17 protein-coding genes are annotated in these 19710 nt (G+C 49.6%); 7 read left to right on the top strand and 10 right to left on the bottom strand.

The window, feature by feature from the left end:
* Window positions 1–293: 293 nt before the first annotated feature.
* From JOD20_RS23770 to JOD20_RS23760, 3 genes are all read right to left on the bottom strand, one after another.
* Window positions 294–1574, bottom strand: a complete 1281-nt coding sequence (locus JOD20_RS23770; RefSeq protein ID WP_204757661.1) for a hypothetical protein — start codon at window positions 1572–1574, stop codon at window positions 294–296.
* A 199-nt stretch (window positions 1575–1773) separates the two neighbouring features.
* Window positions 1774–2121: a hypothetical protein gene (locus tag JOD20_RS23765; RefSeq protein ID WP_054534059.1), complete on the bottom strand. Its 348-nt coding sequence runs from the start codon at window positions 2119–2121 to the stop codon at window positions 1774–1776.
* 59 nt (window positions 2122–2180) lie between these two features.
* Window positions 2181–2897 carry a SpoIIE family protein phosphatase gene (locus tag JOD20_RS23760; RefSeq protein ID WP_204757660.1) on the bottom strand — a complete coding sequence of 239 codons (717 nt, stop codon included), beginning with the start codon at window positions 2895–2897 and terminating at the stop codon, window positions 2181–2183.
* Between the two features lie 112 nt (window positions 2898–3009).
* Between JOD20_RS23760 and JOD20_RS23755 the strand changes: the two genes are divergently transcribed.
* Window positions 3010–4023, top strand: a complete 1014-nt coding sequence (locus tag JOD20_RS23755) for an MBL fold metallo-hydrolase (protein ID WP_204757659.1) — start codon at window positions 3010–3012, stop codon at window positions 4021–4023.
* 57 nt (window positions 4024–4080) lie between these two features.
* Complete coding sequence (locus JOD20_RS23750) at window positions 4081–4680, top strand: hypothetical protein (protein WP_204757658.1); 600 nt, start codon at window positions 4081–4083, stop codon at window positions 4678–4680.
* Between the two features lie 184 nt (window positions 4681–4864).
* On the opposite strand, the gene JOD20_RS23745 is transcribed toward JOD20_RS23750, so the two are convergent.
* Together JOD20_RS23745 and folP are read right to left on the bottom strand one after the other, a co-directional pair.
* Window positions 4865–5785: a cytochrome c biogenesis CcdA family protein gene (locus JOD20_RS23745; RefSeq protein ID WP_054534062.1), complete on the bottom strand. Its 921-nt coding sequence runs from the start codon at window positions 5783–5785 to the stop codon at window positions 4865–4867.
* 3 nt (window positions 5786–5788) lie between these two features.
* A complete protein-coding gene (gene folP, locus JOD20_RS23740; RefSeq protein WP_204757657.1) occupies window positions 5789–7045 on the bottom strand; it encodes a dihydropteroate synthase in 1257 nt (418 codons plus the stop codon).
* A gap of 565 nt (window positions 7046–7610) precedes the next feature.
* Here folP and JOD20_RS23735 point away from each other — a divergent pair.
* Both JOD20_RS23735 and JOD20_RS23730 read left to right on the top strand, forming a co-directional pair.
* Window positions 7611–8318 (top strand): hypothetical protein, encoded by a 708-nt coding sequence (locus JOD20_RS23735; protein ID WP_204757656.1) that lies wholly within the window; start codon window positions 7611–7613, stop codon window positions 8316–8318.
* 203 nt (window positions 8319–8521) lie between these two features.
* Window positions 8522–9274, top strand: a complete 753-nt coding sequence (locus JOD20_RS23730; RefSeq protein WP_204757655.1) for a hypothetical protein — start codon at window positions 8522–8524, stop codon at window positions 9272–9274.
* Between the two features lie 172 nt (window positions 9275–9446).
* Here JOD20_RS23730 and JOD20_RS26795 read toward each other — a convergent pair whose 3' ends face one another.
* Window positions 9447–9572 (bottom strand): hypothetical protein, encoded by a 126-nt coding sequence (locus JOD20_RS26795; protein ID WP_275580666.1) that lies wholly within the window; start codon window positions 9570–9572, stop codon window positions 9447–9449.
* Window positions 9573–9673: 101 nt separating this feature from the next.
* Between JOD20_RS26795 and JOD20_RS23725 the strand changes: the two genes are divergently transcribed.
* Complete coding sequence (locus tag JOD20_RS23725; RefSeq protein ID WP_204757654.1) at window positions 9674–11722, top strand: protein kinase domain-containing protein; 2049 nt, start codon at window positions 9674–9676, stop codon at window positions 11720–11722.
* A 62-nt stretch (window positions 11723–11784) separates the two neighbouring features.
* Here the strand turns inward: JOD20_RS23725 and JOD20_RS23720 are convergent, their stop codons facing one another.
* From JOD20_RS23720 to JOD20_RS23710, 3 genes are all read right to left on the bottom strand, one after another.
* Window positions 11785–13437 carry a VWA domain-containing protein gene (locus JOD20_RS23720; protein ID WP_204757653.1) on the bottom strand — a complete coding sequence of 551 codons (1653 nt, stop codon included), beginning with the start codon at window positions 13435–13437 and terminating at the stop codon, window positions 11785–11787.
* A 94-nt stretch (window positions 13438–13531) separates the two neighbouring features.
* Window positions 13532–15448, bottom strand: coding sequence for a PAS domain S-box protein (locus JOD20_RS23715; protein ID WP_204757652.1), 1917 nt, complete (start codon window positions 15446–15448; stop codon window positions 13532–13534).
* Between the two features lie 93 nt (window positions 15449–15541).
* Complete coding sequence (locus JOD20_RS23710) at window positions 15542–16156, bottom strand: TetR/AcrR family transcriptional regulator (protein WP_204757651.1); 615 nt, start codon at window positions 16154–16156, stop codon at window positions 15542–15544.
* Between the two features lie 311 nt (window positions 16157–16467).
* Between JOD20_RS23710 and JOD20_RS23705 the strand changes: the two genes are divergently transcribed.
* Both JOD20_RS23705 and JOD20_RS23700 read left to right on the top strand, forming a co-directional pair.
* The gene (locus JOD20_RS23705) at window positions 16468–16896 is read left to right on the top strand and encodes a zinc-ribbon domain containing protein (protein WP_204757650.1); all 429 of its coding nucleotides are present in this window, start codon (window positions 16468–16470) and stop codon (window positions 16894–16896) included.
* A 340-nt stretch (window positions 16897–17236) separates the two neighbouring features.
* Window positions 17237–18064 carry an SDR family NAD(P)-dependent oxidoreductase gene (locus tag JOD20_RS23700; protein ID WP_204757649.1) on the top strand — a complete coding sequence of 276 codons (828 nt, stop codon included), beginning with the start codon at window positions 17237–17239 and terminating at the stop codon, window positions 18062–18064.
* A gap of 142 nt (window positions 18065–18206) precedes the next feature.
* Here JOD20_RS23700 and JOD20_RS23695 read toward each other — a convergent pair whose 3' ends face one another.
* Complete coding sequence (locus JOD20_RS23695) at window positions 18207–19499, bottom strand: aminotransferase class III-fold pyridoxal phosphate-dependent enzyme (RefSeq protein ID WP_204757648.1); 1293 nt, start codon at window positions 19497–19499, stop codon at window positions 18207–18209.
* Window positions 19500–19710 lie beyond the last annotated feature (211 nt).

Here is a 19710-nt window from a genome sequence, read left to right as displayed (position 1 = left end):
CGCTGCTCCATCCCGAACCAGGCCGTGAACGCGACACACACCGAGGCTACTGCAGCACCCGCTGTGGGAACGTAGGGGGATGCGTACCATTCCACGCAACACCGTGAGTAATCCTCGCGGTGTTGTTTGTTTAACTATCAAGCAAAACACCCTTCACGAATGCAATATTCATGAAGGGTGTTTATGGTCTCTAGATCATTGTTTCAATGCTTGTTCAATAAGCCAGTTGATTGATCAATTGTGCTTTTATATAAATATGGTGTGCGCAACGATTGCAATTAATTATCTAGCAGCTATGGTTGATACAGAACGCTGTAACTTTGATTATTGGTTTGGCGTTGCCAGCCATCGCGGGTCAGTGCCGTATCAAGCGGGCTATTGTTTTCAATAATGGCACAACCAATATTGTATTTACTAAACAGCGCTTGATAATCACCCGTTTGTTCCATGCTTACGTTTGTTTGCATAAAATCTTTGGGATACGGATCAAAACGGTTATCAATAAAAACAGGCTTTTGTGGCGCAAACCAAATTAGCTCGCCACCAATATTGTAGCTATTGTACATATTGCCTGGGCATTGCTCTAATGCTGCAATAATTGGATCGGAAAGCAATGGCTCGCGTTGATTCCACACAAATAGTGCTAATCCAACTGCAATAATACCAGTAACGCCAACTAAGATTAATTGCATTGACTCGGCCTTCGTGGCTTTATGCGGTATCGGATGCTTCGGTGCGAGCATTTGCGCCAGAAACAGAACCGCTAGGCCATCGAAAAAGATGCTTTGGCGCACTGAACGAAATGCCATAAAGCCAAATAATAGCGTTGCTAACATTAAAAACCAATCGTAGCTTGTGCTCGGTTTATAGCGTTTTTTATACCAAACTAGTCCAATCACACCAACTAATAAAAAGAATGGGTAGCTGCTGATATTACTCAGGCTTTGGCTGCGCCATTCTTCAATAAAGCTATAAGTGCTGCTATCGAGTGAATTAAGCGTGAAAAGCCATAATTTATAGCCATGCGGATTAATCATGGTTGCACTTACTGCTGCAATGCCAATCATCAGCCAGTGTAAAATTGCTTCACGTTTGATAATTGCTGCAATGCCAACTAAACCAAGCAAGACGATGCCAATCACAAAGCCTGCATGTAAATTGGCCCAAATCAGCATATATGGCACAATCCACCAGTGCAATTTTGGCTGACGAATCAACACAATCAAACTAATAAATAATAAAAATGAAATAATTTGTGGCCGAATACTCCACGCACTAATGTTATCAATAATGCCTAAAGTGATCAGCAATAGGGTTATTTTGCTGCTACTGGGGCTTAATCGATAAATAATTAGCCATGTGAGCGTTACCAATAATGCAAATACAATCACAATTAGGCCAAGCCCACCAATTGAATAAACGAGATACATCAGCACTTGGGTTAGCCATTCATGATTTGGCCAGTAGGCATTGAGGTTGGTCCAACTGTGGAGATCGGTGGTAATAATGCTTTTCTGCTGAAAAATATCTTGACCTGTGCGCAAGAGCCACCATGTATCACTGCTAAAGTTCATACAGGCACTCATTGCGAAAATCAATATAAAAGCAATCAGGGTGAGATAATCTTGTTGGAGCAACCAATTTCTGAGTGGTTTGAACATTATAATCCTCGCTATCGGTTGGGGCTGAATACGAGGATTATACTGGATTTGCTGGTTAAAACCGAAAACTGCCTACTCAAGCATTGTGATGCGAGTAGGCAGTTTTGCTCGTTTAATTGCTGATCACCGAAAGTACCCGGCGCAGGACATCGTTGATCGAATGTTTGGTTGTATCAAGATAAATATCGGCAGCAGCACGTGCTTCTTGCAAGCGTTGTTGCTGCTGATTGTGTAACCAAGCAGGGAATGTGGGTCGGCCACGTTCATGGACGGCTGGTAAATCGACATCAAGATAAATCACATAATTTGCTTGATGTTTGCGCCAAAGCCCACGGATGCCAGAATGTTCTTGGGCAATCACCCGCGCTTGAATTCCATGGGTTTCCAAGCCTTGGCGTAAGGTTGTTTTACCGGCGGCACATGGCCCTACAATGACCACTGTTTCAGCTTGATCACTCATCGGCGGTTCCTTTCAGCGTATCTGCTGACCGCCAGCTTTGCCTCGATGAAGCCTGTGAATTAGGCTCGTTCTACTGGAAAACAGACGGTCATGCGGCGAACTTTATTTTCCGACTCCATCGGTAAGGCGGCCATCACGATCACGCTCATATCGTCGTTCGGTCGATTTTGATCGAGTTCCACTGCACGTCCTAATACATCATCGGTAACTTCTTGGGCTGTTCGTCCTTGGCGAACGTTGAAATTGCCAAGATAGTTTTCTAGCTCAATACTTGCGTTGTAACGCCGGCCTGCATGCAAAATGCCATCGGTAAACACCACAACATACACATACGGGCGCAAGGTAATTTTGGTGATCACCGGTTTGGTCATCGAATATAAGCCAATCGGCGTTGACGGCTCGTTGTAGGTCGTCATTCCTTGTTCATCGATTACATAAAATGGACAAGGATTATTTCTTGATACTAACACACTTCGGGCTGAAAGATCTACTGAAAGTATATTAAGTGTTGCTGAGACTTGGCCATGGCGGTAAGCATACAGATAATCGTGAACTGCCCGCGCAACAGCACCATCGCGTGCGCCATCTTTGAGCATGGAAATTGCCCTGGTTGTAACAAGGTTACTCAGCGTTTTGGCTCCGCGCCCACTGCCTTGGCCATCGGCCAATACAAACGAAAAGCCGCCATGCGGTCGCTCGATCATCTCAAGGGTGTCGCCGCTTTCTGGGGTGGCATACTTGCCAACTTTTGCAACACCAACTTGCAGTTCCAACATAACAATCCTCAGATTTCTAGTATTGATGGTGCGATTGCCTTTGTTCATCATACCACGAGACAGCGCGCTTTGGGTGCGGTACAATTGGCCTTAGTAGTATAAGGAGGCCGCTGTGGAGCAGCGCGTTTTACGCTTTGAAACCCAAGCTGGTGTACGCATCTACAGCCTGCCTGTAGAGGTTTTTCCGCAGTTTTATGCTAATGTCTATTTGGTGGTTGCCGATAGTACAATCTGTTTGATCGATACTGGCTCAGGCCACGGCAATTCCAACCGCGATCTGCTGGCGGGCTTCGTTGCGCTTCAGGATCAATGGGGCGAACGATTAAGCTTGGCCGATGTTAATCAGATTATTCTGACCCACGCCCATATCGATCATTTTGGCGGCTTGCCGTTTGTGCGCCAATTTACCCAAGCCCCAACCGCCATCCACATTGCCGATCGGCGGGTTATTACCAATTATGATGGGCGGCTGCTCTTCGCATCGAAGGCATTAAGCCGCTTTTTGCGCCATGCTGGGGTTTCTGCCGCGCAACATCAGCATTTAATGGGCATGTATTTGCAAAATAAAGAGGCTTTTCAAACTGCGCCAATCGAGCAAACCTTTGAAGATGGCGATCGGCTGTGCGATTTATTCGATGTGGTGTATACGCCTGGCCACTGCCCTGGCCAAGTGTGTTTGCGTTTGGATGAGGTGTTGTTCAGTGCTGATCATATTTTGGCTCGCACCGCGCCGCATCTTGCCCCCGAAATGATTACCCCAGGCACTGGTTTGGAGCACTATATTTGGGGCTTGCAACAAGTCGCTCGGCTTGATGGCATTGAGTTGACCTTGGGTGGCCACGAGCAGCCAATCGAAAACTTGCCCAAGCGTTTGGAGCACATTTTTGCTTCGAATCAGCGTAAAATCGAGCGCATTAGCGATTTGCTCAAGGCTCAGCCGCAAACTGTGGCGCAGCTGAGTGCTTCAATGTATCGCGGTTTGCAGGGCTACGACGAGCTATTGGGCATCGAAAAAGTTGGCGCATTTGTCGAATATTTGTATCTGCGCGGCTATGTGCGGCCAGTCAATATCGCTCCCGACGACGATGACCGCGACCCGATTAATGTGGTGTATGAGTTGTTTTAAGTGGCCTAGCCGCTTCAATCCAGTTTTGGCTTATGTGTAGATAGAGAAAGGCCATCGATGTATACGATCTTTGACACAGATATGGTGAAATATCGCCGGAAGACGCTTACTGCCGAATGTTTGAATTTGCCACCCTTGGATATTCACAAAGCATGGCAATATGCCGATCCATTGGTTCCCTTGGCCTATCCAGAAGTGTTGGAGTTTGTCGTCCATTCGGTGCCGAACATGCCCGATAGCTATTGGAATGCTTCTGGTTTTTTATTGATTCACCAGCGGCTTGCGGCGATATTGAATGCGTTTGACACGCCCCATGAAGCCTATCCCGTAGTGTTGCGTGATAAGCGCACCAAGGATGTCCTGCCCCAAAGCGAAGATTATGTGGTCTATCGCATCTTGGAAACGGCATCCATCATCGATCCGCAGTGCGCAAAAGGAGCTGATCGAGATACTCCATATCAGCTGAATCCAGCGCTTCCGAGCGATCTTCCTCCCGTCTTCCGTGATACGATTTTTCGCTCGTTGATCTTTGTCCATGACCATGTTCGTGCCGCTATTGAGGCGCAAGCCATGACTGGATGCAGATTTTTCACCGTGGATGAATTTAATCAGGAATTTCGCTTTCCACTTACCGCAGCACCCCCTGCAAACGAATGATCCTTGCCATGGCTGGTTCACAAATTCATCGGAATATTCCTGCTTGCCACAGATTGCCCTTGAGGGGGTGCAGGGGGATTAAAGCCCCCTGCGTCTCCCGCCTAGAGGCGGGACGGAAGGGTGGTGATAACCAATGGATTTCGATCATCACCGATCTAAGTAGCTAGCAGGCGAGCGAACGATCTTATTCGCCAGTGAAGAAGTTTTGAATATCGTATTGGACGTTGTTGGCCCATTTGCTAATTGGATTATCGAGCGCAATATCATTCAATGTGCTCATTTGGCCTGTCACTAGCAAAATTCCAACCGCAATTAACAAGATGCCGCTGATGACGCTGGTGGAGTGCAAAATAATTGTGCGCTTGCCAATATTAAACTCCAAAGCGCGCCCGCGCAGAATCTTCCAACCCTTCGAGCCTTGACCAAGCTTGTTGAAGAAGGTCGCAACAATCATCAAGGGCAGAGCTAGGCCAAGCACATAGATGAAGGTTAATGTTGCGCCGGCGATAATCGAAGCTCCGGTTGAGATCAGCAAGGTCAAAATTGCACCCAAAATTGGGCCAATACACGCCGTCCAGCCGAGTGCAAAGGTCAGGCCATAGAGATAGGCGCTGCCAACGGTGGCGCTTGAGCTACGCTTGATATTCGCTCCGGTGAAGCCAATGCCAAAGATGCTCATCACGCCCATCACGATGATGATAACGCCGCCAATTTGGGCAAATAAATCTTTGTTGGATGAAATGCCGCGGATGGCTTGGCTGGTTGCGGTAATTGCCATGCCCAGCACAACCATCGTGGTTGCCAAGCCTGCAAAGAAAGCCAACGACGAGATAATTGTGCGCTGGCGTTTTTGGGCGACGCTCTCCTCGCCAGCACTATTGATGCCGAATGTCCACGCAAAATAGGCTGGTAGCACTGGCAAGGTACACGGCGAGAGAAACGATAAAACGCCCGCCATAAAAGCCGGAACCGCCAAGGTAATCACATTTTGCCCACCTTGAGCAACCCCAATCAGCAAAATTGCTGCTACCACAAACACGGCTAGCCCAATCATAGCCATGGTAAACAGTCGGGATGGTTGGCGCTGAGTTTGCGCTTGTTGCATATGTTATCCTTCGTGACGAACTAAGGCATCGGTCATTCGACAAACATCGACCATCGCAGCAACATCGTGAACGCGCACAATATCGGCTCCTGCCTGAATTGCATAAGCAACGGTGGCGGCTGTGCCCCACAAGCGCTGCTCAACTGGTCGGTTTAATGTTATCCCAATCATGGATTTTCGGCTAGTGCCGACCAATAATGGGTAGCCCAAGCTGGCAATTGTTCTAAGTTGACGTAATACCTGGAGGTTTTGCTCAGGGCTTTTGCCAAAACCAATGCCTGGATCGAGCAAAATCAAATCATTGGCGATGCCACTTTGCAAGGCAAAATCGATGCTTTGGCGTAATTCAGCACACACTTCGCCAATAATATCGCCATAGTCGCTGGCGGCGTAATTTGTGCCATGGGCAAATTGTTCAACCGTGCTGACCCGATTGTGCATCAAAATGATTGGCACTTGAGCCTGTGCCACAACCTGCGCCAAAGCTGTATTCCAACTGCCATCAGCCTGCCGCAAGCCCCAAATATCGTTGACGACGTTCGCGCCAGCCGCCAGCGCCGCCGCCACAACCTCTGCTTTGTAGCTATCAATTGAAATTGGCAGCTGGCACACTTGGCGAATCGCCTGAATTGCTGGCACAACTCGCGCAATTTCTTGCTCAATGCTGACGATGCTGGCTCCTGGCCGCGTTGATTCGCCGCCAATATCCAACATATCGGCTCCAGCAGCGGCAAAATCAAGTGCTTGCTGCTGAATCTGGCTTTGGCCTGCTTCAAGCAACCCATCATTCGAAAATGAATCGGGCGTGACATTGACAATACCCATCACCAAGGTTTTTTGGCCCCAATGCCATTGAGTTGAGCCAAGTTTGAGGCTGCCACGGGCTTGATTATGCACAAGCAATGCGCCAATTTGTTGGGCCAAGGCCTGTAGCGCTGGCAACGGAATCGCTTGGAATTTGGCGCATAAGGCCCGCCACGAACGCTCATTCGCCCACGCCAGCAGCTTGGTTGGGTTGCTGCTTTGGCCTAAATAGACGTGCGGGCTAACCAAGGCATCGCCGTCAAGCGCCAATAACTCTTGCTTCACAATCATCGCCGTATGCGGATCAACCTGATCGCAATGCAGCATAATCAGGTTGGCCTTGGTCAAGACCCGTTCGGCGGCGTTGGGATAGGTTTCAATTTGAGCGATAACCTGCAACAATTCAGCGCGTTGTTGGGGGTAATATTGACGAATGTTATAGGCAAATTCAGGCATAATCCAATCTTTCGTGCTAAGCCATGGCTATTCTAGCCGATATGCCGCAGTTTGCGACTCGGTTCAATAGCTGATTTTAAATGTGTATTGTACTTGGGGATGGGAAAATAGTGATCCACGAAGCGCACGAAGTGTAATTTGGCTATAGGCTGGAGGCTATTGGCTATAGAAACCGCGAAGGACGCGAAGAACACGAATGATGATTATTTTTTGGCCACAAATTGACACAGATTGAGTTTCTTTTAGCCACGAATTACACGAATTGCCCGAATGATGATTATTTTTTTGCCACAGATTGGCACAGATTTTTAGGATTATGCTTCCCATAGCCCATAGCCTCCAGCCAATAGCCTTCACTTCTCTGCGCCTCTGCGTTAAATTTTCGATTTTTGAATGTTCTATGCTCTCTGTTCTATGTTCTTTTCTGTCCTTTGCCTTCATCCCTCATCCTTCATCCTTCATCCTTTCTCTGCCTTCTCAGCTTACTATCAGCACTCGTTCATTGTGCGCTCAGCTCGCTGCGTGCTAGCATAGCCCTGAATTGGATGAGTTGCGGGAGTTGTAGGTGAAAAAGTACCGAATCTTCGTAAATAGTATTGTGTTTGGAAGTCTGTTGTTGGTTGCCTGTGGCCGCACAACCTTGCCAGCCCCCAGCCAAATCCCTGATCCGCGCTTGAGCCAAAGTCAGCCCATGATAACTGCCACATCGCCAACCCCAACCGCGAATCTAACCGCGACGATTCTTGATCAAACTGCTGTTGTCGAAGGCGCAACCAAAGAAGCTGAGTATTTGGCGGTAGAACAACGCTTTGCTGATGAGACCGCAACCAGCCTTGCTGAACCCTATCGTACTATGCTTCCAATGTCTACTTTCGAACCCGTAACTCCTTCGCCAACCTGGGAATATCGGTTGTTTGAACACCTTGAATGCACAACCGATGAACCCGGGCGACCAATGTTCATTACGAATTGTTGGCATGGGGAATCCAATAATAAGGATTTCATTGTTCGTGGCTATGGTATTCGCGATAAATCTTCAGAGATCATTTATGATGGTTTTCTACAAGTTTTTGAGAATGACGTGCTAGTATATCGCTATTATCTCCCATCTAACACAAGTGCATTAACGATTGTGCAGGAACTCTCGCCCTATTTGGTGATTTCGGTGGGCGATCAATATGAAGTGTTGTTTAATCTTGAAACCTACCAATGGGCCAATCGTGCTGGTACGCCAATTCCGGTAACGGCCACGCCCACCAGCGCCGATAAGTGATCCACGAAACGCACGAAGAACCGAAACCACGAAGGACGCGAAGAACGCGAAGGGGAATGAGGCTGTAGGCTGTAGGCTATTGGGCTTCACCCCTCATTCCTCATAATTCATCCTTTCGCTCTCTGCGCCGCTGCGTTAAATGCTGATCCACAAAGGACACGAATTGTACAAACATTCATTGTATGGAAGATGAGGAGATTTAAATGGTGCATCATGGATTCCTCCGCAGTATGATTTTGCTCGCACTTTTAATCAGTGGGCTGCTGCTGAGTTGTGGCCACAATCAAGCTAGCGAGCCGCGTAGTGGCCAATCTATAAGCGCCGTTGCTCCCGCTGATACCACCGCTACTGCTGGCGCAGTGGCAACTCAGGTTCATACAACCCAGCTGGCAGTTATGGAAGCAACAGGGATAGCAGCCGACTTCCCGCTAACCGAAGTAGCCTTTGATCTTCAAACCGTCGAAGCGGGCGGCGTATTACCAACCAGTGCCGCAACCATGGATGCAGAGACTGCGAGTTGGGCTACAGCTTTAGCCTCCGGTGCCACATTTACCCCTGAGCCGCTCTTTAGTGAGGGTCGATGTGACTCGATGGAAGATGCCCCTGATATCTATGTCGCGGGGAAAAAAAGTTGCTGGGTGGTCAATGATTGGCAACGCCAAGAATCGTATACAGTCTATACGGGGGTCTTGTGGGAAGACCCGATGCAAGGAGGCATAACCTTTTCACGGTATGGTGGTGAACTGACGTATGTCGAAATGCGGCCAGTTGATGTGCTTGCACCGCAAAAGCAAGGCATTTTGCTGATCGAATCGGCGACATGGCCATTGGTCTACCTCACCACCCAAACCACGCCGACCCAGCACTTAATCTTCAATCTCGAAACCCGTCAATGGCTCGATCCGAATGGCACGCCGATTCCGGTAACGGCCACGCCCACCAGCACCGATAAGTGATCCACGAAGGGGAATGAGGCTATCGGCTATTGGCTTTTGGCTTTTGGCGATAGAAACCACGAAGGACGCGAAGAACGCGAAGGGGAATGAGGCTTTGGGCTATTGATTTTTGCTCTTTCATCCCTCATCCTTCATCCTTTTCGTTGGCCACAGATTGCACAGATTGTTTTGATTATTGTTCCCATAGCCCAAAGCCTATAGCCTGATCATTTTGACTTTTGATTTTTGACTTCTGCCTTTCGATTGTTCTATGCTCTATGTTCTTTTCTGCCTTTTGACTTTTGACTTGGTGTTTCATCCTTCATCCTTTCGCCCATCTCCCCCACATGTGTGACGGCTATGCTATAATCTGCGCTTGGATTGAGTTTTTGAAGCTGTCTGCTGAACAGGAGCCGCATTGTGCTACCTCGAACGTTTGGCAACTATACGATTGAGCGCGAATTAGATCGAGGCGGAGTTGCGGCAGTTTTTCTCGGCCAACATCGAGCCTTGCCGCGCCAAGTGGCAATTAAAGTTTTGCTCAATCATACCGAAGAGTTGGTTGAGCGTTTTCAGCGCGAAGCCGAAATTACCAGCAAACTGCGCCATCCGCAGATCATCGAAATTTATGATCATGGCATGCAAGGCCCGTTTGCCTATACGGTGATGGCGGCACTCATGGGCGGCTCGTTAAAGCGCATGCTCGAAACAGCGCCTCAGCAACATCTAACGCCCGAGCTTGCGCTCAACGTTTTTTACCAAATTGGCGAGGCTTTGGATTTTGCGCATAGCCAAGGGATTGTCCATCGCGATGTTTCGCCTGGCAATATTCTGTTTGATCAGGATCTGCAACGGGTTGTGCTGTGCGATTTTGGGATTGCCCGTTGGGAACAGGCCCATAGCAACACGACCAACCGCGTGGTGATGGGCACGCCTGGCTATTTCTCGCCCGAGCATCTGCGCGGCGCACGCGAAGTCAACGCTCAATCCGATATTTTTGGGCTTGGTTTGATCTTGTATGCGATGTTGGCTGGCCGTCTGCCGTGGGCCGAACCGCTTGATTATGCCGACCCTCAGAATGTTCAACCGTATCCACCCATATCGACGTTAGTTGGTCTTTCGCCTGACATCGACCCAATTATTGCCAAATTGCTGGCGGTCGATCCTGCTCAACGCTATCAAACAGTAGCCGAGGCAAGCGCAGCACTACGTCGGATTTTTTCGGAGCATCCTGCCTTGACTACCAGTGAAGGGAGCGTCTCTGTGCAGCGCCACTCGATCTATCTCTCCCCATCCTTCCGTTCGGAAGGTCTCGAACCCAATGCCGTCGAAGAATACCTTGGCCCGCAGCTTAAATCGGAACCTATCAAGCGTGCCCATCGGCGTGCCGCTATTTTGAGCCAGCCCGAGCATTTGGTTAATTTGCTCGAAGCTTGGAGCATGGGCGAACGCTTCCGGCGGCGCAATCTTGGTCGCCTTGCCACCTTCTATCGCATCCAAAGCCAAAATATCTATTACTACAAGCTCGATGTGCTATATGAACATCGTGGCGAAGCCTTCATCAAACAAGAGGCCGACCGCGAACGCCAGCCGATGAGTGGCGAGATGGAATTGGGCGTGTGGGATGTGAAGCTGCCAGAATTTAGCGATTTTGTAGCTTCCGAAGGCTTGGTCGATCGGATCAAAGGCTCAGAACAGGTCAGCCAATGTGGCCGTTGTTCGACCAAGGGCAATATCTTATGCCAAAAATGTAAAGGCAATGGCCGCGTCACCATCACCAAAACCGTTGAAAAGATGGTTGATGTCACCGATGCCAATGGCAATAAGGTTCAAACCCCAACCCAAGTGGTCGAAAACGAAGTCCAAACCTGTAGCGATTGTAAAGGCAAAGGCTATTTGGTCTGCCCCGATTGCCAAGGCATTGGCATGATTGTCAAACGCAAGGCCTTCAACTGGCAGCGCATTCCGCTCAACTGGAGCATTCACGACGATTTGCCCGAGGTTGATGAGGGTTTATTGCAGGCCGAGGCCGTCGAAGTTTGCAATTATATGCTGACTAACATTCCCAAAGAATGGGCGCTGATTCCTAAGCTCGATAGCTTGGTCGAAAAAGCCATTGCCGAAGTGAGCAAAGATAAGCGGATTGTGCTGGCGCGCTTGATCGTGCATATGGTGCCAGTTACGAAGTTGCAATTTGCGCTTGGCCAGCAGCTTGATGATGGCGATGTGGTCAAGCTCTATGATACCGATAACGATGCTGATACTCCCAGCGTGCCAGTGATTGTCGAGGAGCCAGGCGAATTGCCACGCGATTTGTTTACTCTACACTTGCTAGGCTTCAAAAATACCATTAGCGAAGAAGAATCGCGGGTTTTCCGCGATTGGGCGCGCATTATCAGCTGGCTTGGGGTTGCGGCACTCGCCGCTGCCTTGCTGATTACGTTGATCTTCGTTATCTTTATTTACTAGCTCGACTAGTTGGCATTAAAAACAGCGCTGGCGTTGCTTATAACGCCAGCGCTGTTGGTTTTTTAGAAGTAGCGGCTGAGGTTTTCGAAGATTTTATCAATATCGCCAGTGCTGCCCTCGACCAATTCGGTGCGTGAAAAATCGGCAATTTGTTGCAAAATGCTTTTTTCTGCATCAGCGCCGTAGGCAATTGGGAAAATTTGAATGCTCGATTCGCCAAAATTCCCCAACATCTGATCGATTGAGATTTGGCTGGCGGTATCAGCGCCATCGCTCAAGACCACAATCGCGTTGATTCGGTCGGGCTGTTTGAGCGCTTCCAGCTCTTGACGGGCGAGATCAACCGCATCGTAAAGCGACGTATTGCCATCGGGCACCAGCCCTTGGGTTTGCATTTGCAGCTTCGACATATTTTCGCTGCGGGTGGCGAGCGGCACCAATACCGTTGGGCTTGATGAGAAGCCAATCATGCCGACGTTGTCTTTGCTTGGCAAACGACTGAGAAACACTTCCACGCCAAGTTTGGCTTGATCCATCTTATCGTCGTCGCGCATCGAGCCAGAGCTATCAACAACTAACATAATATTGGCTGGCTTGCGGTTATTGGCCCAAGCGTTTTTGGCGGCCACAATCACATCTGCTGGTGGCGTTGCCAACGAATTGCGTGGCTGATTGGGGTCTACGCCGAATTGCGGGGTTAATGGCGAGGCCAATGCAACATCAACATTCGCTGGCCGAAAGCCTTGCTGCATCGCCAAATTTTGGCTGTCGGGAGTAAGCAAGAAATCGTAGAACACGCTGGCCGCAGCTTTTTCGTCGGCGTTGGCATCGCTCATCACAATAAATGGGTTATCGTGAATAAACGTACCTTCTTTAGGATAAATTGCCACCAACGGCACATTTGGCGCTTGCTTATTGAAGTCAATCAGGGTAATTTCTTCCATTGGGAAAGCCGAGATATAGGCCATGCCATATTTTTGCATGTTTTGGCTGAACACCAAGGTATTCGAGCCATAGTGCTTGATGCCCTGCGCCAAATCGCGCAAAAATTGTTGGCTTTTTTCTTGGTTAATGTCTTCAACCGTCAGATCGCTGGTTTTACTGTTGGCTGCATACAATTCGGCTAACACCGTTGAAAGCGCGGTCGTGCTAATGTCGGGGTCGGTGTGGCCCCACGAGAAGCGGCCCCAATCTTGTTGGCCAAATTTGCCCCAGCCCTCGGAATCCTGAATCAAGGCTAGCATATCCGACCAGCCAACCTCTTTGTCGGGGTAGCCCATGGCTTCGGCCATTGGTTTCCACATCGAAATAACGACTGGCGTTAACACCAACGATTGTGGATCTGGCTCGGCAATATTGGGATTATTGCTTTCTTTCTTCAAGACTTCGAGCCAAGTTGAGGCCGATGGAGTCCAGATGGTGGTTTTCAGCTGGCCAGCGCGCAGTTGAGTGCGGGCCGTGCCCGAGGAAAGCTCAGTGCCTTGGACGACAATCCGTTTGCCATTTGATTGCACATTTTGGTTGTTGAACGTGCTGATGCGCTCTTCGAGCCATTTGGTTTTTTCAGGGCTATAGGTGATGCTAATCAGCAGATCATTTGCCCCTACAACTGGGCCACTGGTTTGGCTCGTTCTCGTAGGTACTTGGGCTTCCTCGCCACAGGCGGCAAGGATGAGCATAATGAGGATGAGAAAACTACGGAAGAAGCGTTGCATAAGCTTAATCTCCTTAAACTGACAAGCTGTATTGTAGCGCTTTGCAAGGCGTTAAGAAAGGTTCGTTGCTGATACGCGGGTTGGATGGCTGAGGTTACGCGTGGTTGCGCAGCACCGTGCGAATGCCTTGTTGCAAGGTGGGGTAGGTTTGGAGATCATCGAGATTGCCGCCAACGCTGATCAATGCTTGGGCTACATCTGGCTGAACGCCCGTCAAAATGAGGTTTGCGCCGAGCAAGCGAATGCCTTGGGCTGCCCGCAACAAGCGGCTGGCAACTTCGCGGTCAACATTTGGCACGCCAGTCATATCGAGCAGGGCAACCCGCGCGCGTTGGCTCGAAATGCCATCAAGCAGATTATTGGTAATTTGTTGCAAACGCTCGCCATCAAGCGCCCCGACCAATGGCATAACCATCACTGTATCGCTCAGCGGAATTAACGGTGCACTCAAGCGAGCCAGCATCGCCGTGTGGCCGCGAATCATTTCAGCTTGCAGTTGATTGCGTTCTTGCTCGGTGCGGCGGCGAATCTGAATATCGCGCAGGAAGGCGATCCAGAGTTGTTGCTCGCCAGTTTGCATCGTGCCAAGCACCATTTCGACAGGTTGGGTTTCGCCGTTGGGCAAGCGCACATCAAACTCAGCGGCTGCGCTTTGCTGCTGCAGGCTTGCCAATTCAACCCCTAGCACCTCGGCGATGTTTAATTGATCGACGTTGCGGCCTAAAATGCGTTCGGCAGCCCGATTGGCCGAGCGAATAATGCCCTGCTGATCGTAGGTAATAATCGCTTCGGCAGCGTGGTCTACAATTGCTTGGCGTTGGCTGCTCGATTCGACCATGGCGCTGGCGATTGAATTGAAGGAAGTCGCAACTTGACCTAATTCATCGCGAGTATCAATCTTGACGTTGCTCAGCGTATTCGAGGTGAGCATACTGCCAGCAGCTTGTTGAAAGGCCCGCACCGTATCCATCACCGCGCGGTAGAAGCCAAGGAAGAGATACACTGCCAGCAACACCAACAAGGCAATCAGGCTAATGAAGAAGGCGCGGCGAGTTTGGGCTTGGCTAATCCGCTGATTGAGCAGCGCATCAAGCTGGGTTGAGGTAGCATCCCAAAGCTTAAAACTACTATCGATTGTGCGTTCGGTTTCTTGGCGAAACGTTATTGGATCGACGGTTGGGGTTTCAACCCGAACTACTTGGAGCAGAATTTGGAAACTGAGTTCTTCGGTGGCTTGAATAAAGTTGCGCACCGATTCTTCCATTACTGGGCGTAAGGCTTCGTTATTGTTAAATACCACGCCCAAACTATAGTTGATTTCGGTGTTAGTTTCTTGCAATTGGCTATTGACGACCGTGAGCGTATTACGTTCCTCAGGGCTGATCGTGCCGCGATCGATTGCATTGCCGCCGGCGCTGGCCACGCTCGCAGTTGCCGCTTGATGCGCTGGCAGGGTTTCAATCAGCGCATTCATTAAGTAGTAACTATCGATATTGGGATCGAGAATTAAGCCCGATTGATCGCCGATGCGCTGCATACATGCGCGCACCGCTTGCAATACCCGATTGTGGGCGGCATTACTATCAGGCACGCTGCGCAAGGTCAATTGAGCTTGCAGCCGTTCCCATTCATTGAAAAGCACAGTTACTTGGGTTTGGGTATCAAAGCGGCCTTTATATTGCTCATCGAAGGCTTTAAATGCTTCAAGTTGTTGGCTAATCGTCTCGTTTTTGAGCAAGAGTGGGCTTAATGAGGCTTGGTCGCCACCGAGATAGCGTTCAGCCAATAATTGTTGCTCGACAACCGATTGCATGAGGCCACGCAACGGTTGCAAATAGGTTGTGCCATTTAATTCGCTGCGGGTATAATTTATTTCACGTTGCAGATCAGTTAATATTGCACTCAGCAAAAAGGTTAATGGAATGGCAAAAACCAAACTCAATAAACCGAATTTTTGGGGATACGTTAGGCGTTTCATCAGCCATGTGGCTGGAGTAAAGAATACACGCATGGTTCGTATACCTAATGGCTGAGGTGTGGTTGGCCCTTATGATAGCACACCTACGTACTTTTGTGCAGTAGCACTTTCAGGCTGCTTGATGGGCTAAACCGCAGGCTTTGTCGTAGCTTGCTGAGGTTGGTTTTGGACTGGCAACAAGGCTTGCTCGATAAATTGCAACAAGGTTGGCTCGTAGTTGCTCACATCGCTTTCGCCGCGCAGCATCGCCATGGTTACAACCCACTCGATTAAGCCGGCCAGAATTTCGGCTAAGGCCAGTGGTTGATAGTGGTAGATGCTGCCTTGCTGCATGCGTTGAGCGAGCGCTTCGGCCAAAATCGCGTGCAAACGCAAGCGCGATGGTTGTTGTTGCTCGGCCTCAAGGTTCAAGCCAGCTTCCAGCCCCAGCAAGCGAAATAAATCGGTGTGTTGCAGTGAATAGCGAATTGCGGTTTGGACGCATTCGCGAATCATGGTTGGGGTTGATTCGAGCGCCAAGATCGGCACAATGACTTCAGTTAAGCCCTCTAAAACTGAATCGGCCAGCGCCATCGCCAAGGTTTGCTTCGAATCAAAATACAGATAGAGCGTTCCCGTGGCCATTTCAGCGCGGGCAGCAATGTCGAGCATGCGGGCTTTGGTGTAGCCTTGCTGCATAAACACTTCCCGGGCGGCACTGAGAATAGCTTGGCGGCGATGAGGGTCGGCGGTGCGTGCCAATGGATAGCTCCTTTGTCGGCTTGAACAATGTGGCGAGTGTTGCTTGATTATAGCAAAAATCGCTGGCTCCAGAACTAGTCAATTGAACAGTAGAATAGGCTTTTTAGCCCATTCTAAAGGCTTAGAAATGGCTAAAAAAGAGGCTTGCCATGCGTTTTGGCTGTGATATACTTGGCCGCAAGTGAATGTTTTGGTCGCGACCTCAAATGGAGCTTTGCTGCCCCACTCGCAATCGGCTTTCACGCTTGAGTTTTGCGTTGACCCAAACCCTTTCACCCCGAAAACCGGTCTTACCTTTTGGAAGGAATCCTATGAGTTTCACCGACAAAACCCTCGTCTGTGTCGATTGCGGGAATGACTTCGTTTTTACTGCTGGTGAACAAGAGTTTTACGCACAAAAAGGCTTTACCAACGAACCACGGCGCTGCACTCAATGTCGTCAAAGCAAAAAACAACAACGCAGCGAGCCAAGTGGTCGCTCAGGCTATGATCGAGATAGTGGTTTTGGTGGTCGGGAGCGCAGCCGCGAATATGGCGGGCGCGATAGTTTTGGTGGTGGTCGCTCTGGCTTTGGTGGTGGCAATCGGCGCGATGCTGCTGGCCAAGCTCCCCGTGAAATGTACGATACCGTTTGTGCTGAATGTGGTCGCACCACGACTGTGCCATTCAAGCCAACGCAAGGCCGTCCGGTGTATTGCCGCGATTGTTTTCAAAAACAACGAACGTCTTCGCGTTGGTAGGCTAGCGTCGTTTTAGGTTGGTGGGGCAGTCGTTCAGTCGCCAATTGGGGCGGCTGAATTGTTTTTTAGCCGCTTAACCAATCGATGACTGTTGCTCCTTTGCTATAGCTCACCTATATTGGTACATCGTGTTAACGACCGATTTCCTCTCACCCCCTAACCTGCATCCAGTGGGAGAGAGACCGCGGGTGAGTGCACGTGATTGGTTGCCAATCCAATGAACCATTACACTTATATCCAAACTTGCTGAGTAATACCAAGGGCAATATTCAGCTTGGATAGCATTTTATCCCAAGGTCTTGTATGATCGCCAGATACTAGCTGTTTTTGGAGGTAGACAATGGCGTTATTGGCCGAAAAAGTGGCATTGATTACGGGAGCTGGCCGTGGAATTGGCGCGGCAGCCGCCCGTTTATTTAGCCAGTATGGTGCGCAGGTGGTATTGTGCGATTTGGATGCTGCACCAGTGGAGCAATTGGCAGCAGAATTAAAGGCTGCTGGTGGCCAAGCCCTGGCATTTGCTGGCGATGTGACCAGCGCCGAATTTGCGCCGCAAGCGATTGCTGCTACGTTGGAGCATTTTGGGGGCCTCGATATTTTGGTCAACAATGCTGGCTATACCTGGGATGGCGTGCTGCATACGATGGATGATGCGCAATGGCAAGCGATGCTCGATGTGCATTTATCAGCGCCATTTCGCCTGATTCGGGCCGCTGCTCCCTATTTGCGTGATACAGCCAAAGCCGAAATCAAGGCTCATGGCTCAGCCAAAGCACGCAAAATTATCAATGTTTCTTCGGTTTCGGGCGTGTATGGCAATGCTGGCCAGGCCAATTACTCAGCTGCCAAATCTGGTGTGGTTGGTTTAACCAAAACTTTGGCCAAGGAATGGGGCCGCTTTAATATTCAGACTAATGCAGTGTGCTATGGCTTTATCGAAACCCGTTTGACCGCTGCCAAAGAACAGGGCGAAACGATTCAGCGCGGCGAACAGGAAATTAAACTTGGCGTGCCCGAAAATCTGATGGCTGGAATTACCATGTTTCACCCGATGGGGCGGGCTGGTACGCCAGAAGAAGCTGCTGGGCCAATGGTCTTTTTGGCTTCGAATTTGGCCAATTATGTGAATGGCGAAATTCTAGAAGTAACCGGCGGGATGGGGATTTAGTCAAGCTCTTATTTCTCCGCCCTTCCGTCCCTCCGCTGGAGGGAAACGCAGGGGGTTTTCAGCCCCCTGCACCCCCAAATATTTGTTTTGAGGAATATTCCGATTTATTCTCATCCTCGGCTTCGTGCGCTTCGTGGATCAACTAGCCTGCTGCTTGTTCTTTGCCGTTGGTCGATTCGATGATGCCGCGATCAAGCAACTCTTGTAAGCCTTTGGCAACCGCTTCGACCGTGAAGTCGATTTGCTCGATTGTGTGGGCGCTGGTCAAGAAGTTAACATCGCGGCGCAAAATCACGCCATGTTTGGCAATTGCACCCAACAGTGCTTCCATCAAACGAGCATGGGTTGGCATATCAGGGGCAAACGAGAAGAATGGAATTGCATCGTAGCCACAAACCCGCAACGCCACCCCAAGCGCCTCGGCTTTGGCATTCACGCCTTCGCGCAAACGCTGGCCAAGCTGGGCAACATGCGCAAAGTAATTGGTATTCCGATAAACATTGATCACTGCGTAACAGACTTCCAAGGAAAGCATTTCGCCGCCAAAGGTGGTTGAGACTTGCAAATCTGATAATCGTTCGAGATACTTTTTGGGGCCTGCAATCGCTGAAAGTGGCATGCCTGCGGCGATACCCTTCGAGAGACAGACGAAATCTGCATCAATGCCATAGAATTCTTGCGCGCCGCCGAGCGCCAATCGGAAGCCCGTCACCACTTCGTCGAGCACAAATAATGCGCCAACTGCATGACATGCGGCCTTGACTTCGTTCAAATACTCAGCGTCCAAGCAGTGTTTGTAGGGCATTGAGAGCAAAACAGCGGCCAATTGATCGCCATGTTTATTGATTGCGGCAATCAAGTTGGGCTTTTCGTGGGGAGCCATCAACGATACTTGTTCGGTATATTGGCTCAGGCCTGCGGGCACGCCTGGCGTGTAATACATAAAATGATCATGCCAACCGTTGTAGCCAACCGTGATAATCCGTTCGCGTTTGGTAACGTGGCGGGCCAAGCGCACGGCTGCTGAGGTTGCATCAGCGCCAGTTTTGAAGAAACGCGCCATTTCAGCGTTGGGAATAATATCGAGCAAGGCTTGGGTTGCGCGAACCTCAACTTCCGTGGGCAGCGAATGAATCAGCCCTTTATCCAAATTCTTGCGAATCGTTTCGACAACTGCTGGATGATTGTGGCCCAAGGTGGTTGCGCCCAAACCACAGATGTAGTCGATATATTGGTTGCCATCAACGTCGGTCACTAATGCGCCAGCGCCATGATCAATAAAGACTGGAAACGAACCATAGGCAAATTGTTCGGGCCGTTTCATCAACGATTGGGTTGTGCCAGGAACAATTGCTTCTGCTTGGGCCAATAATTCCATCGATTTACTGAGATTGAGGGCTTCGCCGCTGACCTTTGGCAGTTGTGCTGCGCTCATGCTGCTCGATCCTTCCATATATGCTTGCTGTAGTTTGATGATTATGTAGAATAAAATCAATTTAGTCGGATTAAATAGATTTTATTTGAGCGCTAGTATACGGAAGGGGTGTTGGTTTGTCAAAAATAGCTTAATTACGCTGGCTATTGGCTTTTGGCTATTGGAGATTCGTTGGATTGACAATCAAAAGGGCATGCCCTCACCCCAAACC

It is taken from the genome of Herpetosiphon giganteus (genome assembly GCF_016907925.1).
In the GTDB taxonomy this organism is placed as follows: Bacteria; Chloroflexota; Chloroflexia; order Chloroflexales; family Herpetosiphonaceae; genus Herpetosiphon; species Herpetosiphon giganteus.
The sequence above is the reverse complement of the archived record's forward strand: the minus strand, read 5'-3'. Positions and strand labels throughout refer to the sequence as shown.

Excerpts from the sequence above, each read along its gene's own strand:
- JOD20_RS26795 (WP_275580666.1), bottom strand. The coding sequence starts at position 9,572 with ATGAAACACCAAGTCAAAAGTCAAAAGGCAGAAAAGAACATAGAGCAT.
- JOD20_RS23695 (WP_204757648.1), bottom strand. The coding sequence starts at position 19,499 with ATGAGCGCAGCACAACTGCCAAAGGTCAGCGGCGAAGCCCTCAATCTC.
- JOD20_RS23700 (WP_204757649.1), top strand. The coding sequence starts at position 17,237 with ATGGCGTTATTGGCCGAAAAAGTGGCATTGATTACGGGAGCTGGCCGT.
- JOD20_RS23770 (WP_204757661.1), bottom strand. The coding sequence starts at position 1,574 with ATGAACTTTAGCAGTGATACATGGTGGCTCTTGCGCACAGGTCAAGAT.
- JOD20_RS23750 (WP_204757658.1), top strand. The coding sequence starts at position 4,081 with ATGTATACGATCTTTGACACAGATATGGTGAAATATCGCCGGAAGACG.
- folP (WP_204757657.1), bottom strand. The coding sequence starts at position 7,045 with ATGCCTGAATTTGCCTATAACATTCGTCAATATTACCCCCAACAACGC.
- JOD20_RS23760 (WP_204757660.1), bottom strand. The coding sequence starts at position 2,897 with ATGTTGGAACTGCAAGTTGGTGTTGCAAAAGTTGGCAAGTATGCCACC.
- JOD20_RS23745 (WP_054534062.1), bottom strand. The coding sequence starts at position 5,785 with ATGCAACAAGCGCAAACTCAGCGCCAACCATCCCGACTGTTTACCATG.
- JOD20_RS23730 (WP_204757655.1), top strand. The coding sequence starts at position 8,522 with ATGGTGCATCATGGATTCCTCCGCAGTATGATTTTGCTCGCACTTTTA.
- JOD20_RS23705 (WP_204757650.1), top strand. The coding sequence starts at position 16,468 with ATGAGTTTCACCGACAAAACCCTCGTCTGTGTCGATTGCGGGAATGAC.
- JOD20_RS23720 (WP_204757653.1), bottom strand. The coding sequence starts at position 13,437 with ATGCAACGCTTCTTCCGTAGTTTTCTCATCCTCATTATGCTCATCCTT.
- JOD20_RS23765 (WP_054534059.1), bottom strand. The coding sequence starts at position 2,121 with ATGAGTGATCAAGCTGAAACAGTGGTCATTGTAGGGCCATGTGCCGCC.
- JOD20_RS23715 (WP_204757652.1), bottom strand. The coding sequence starts at position 15,448 with ATGCGTGTATTCTTTACTCCAGCCACATGGCTGATGAAACGCCTAACG.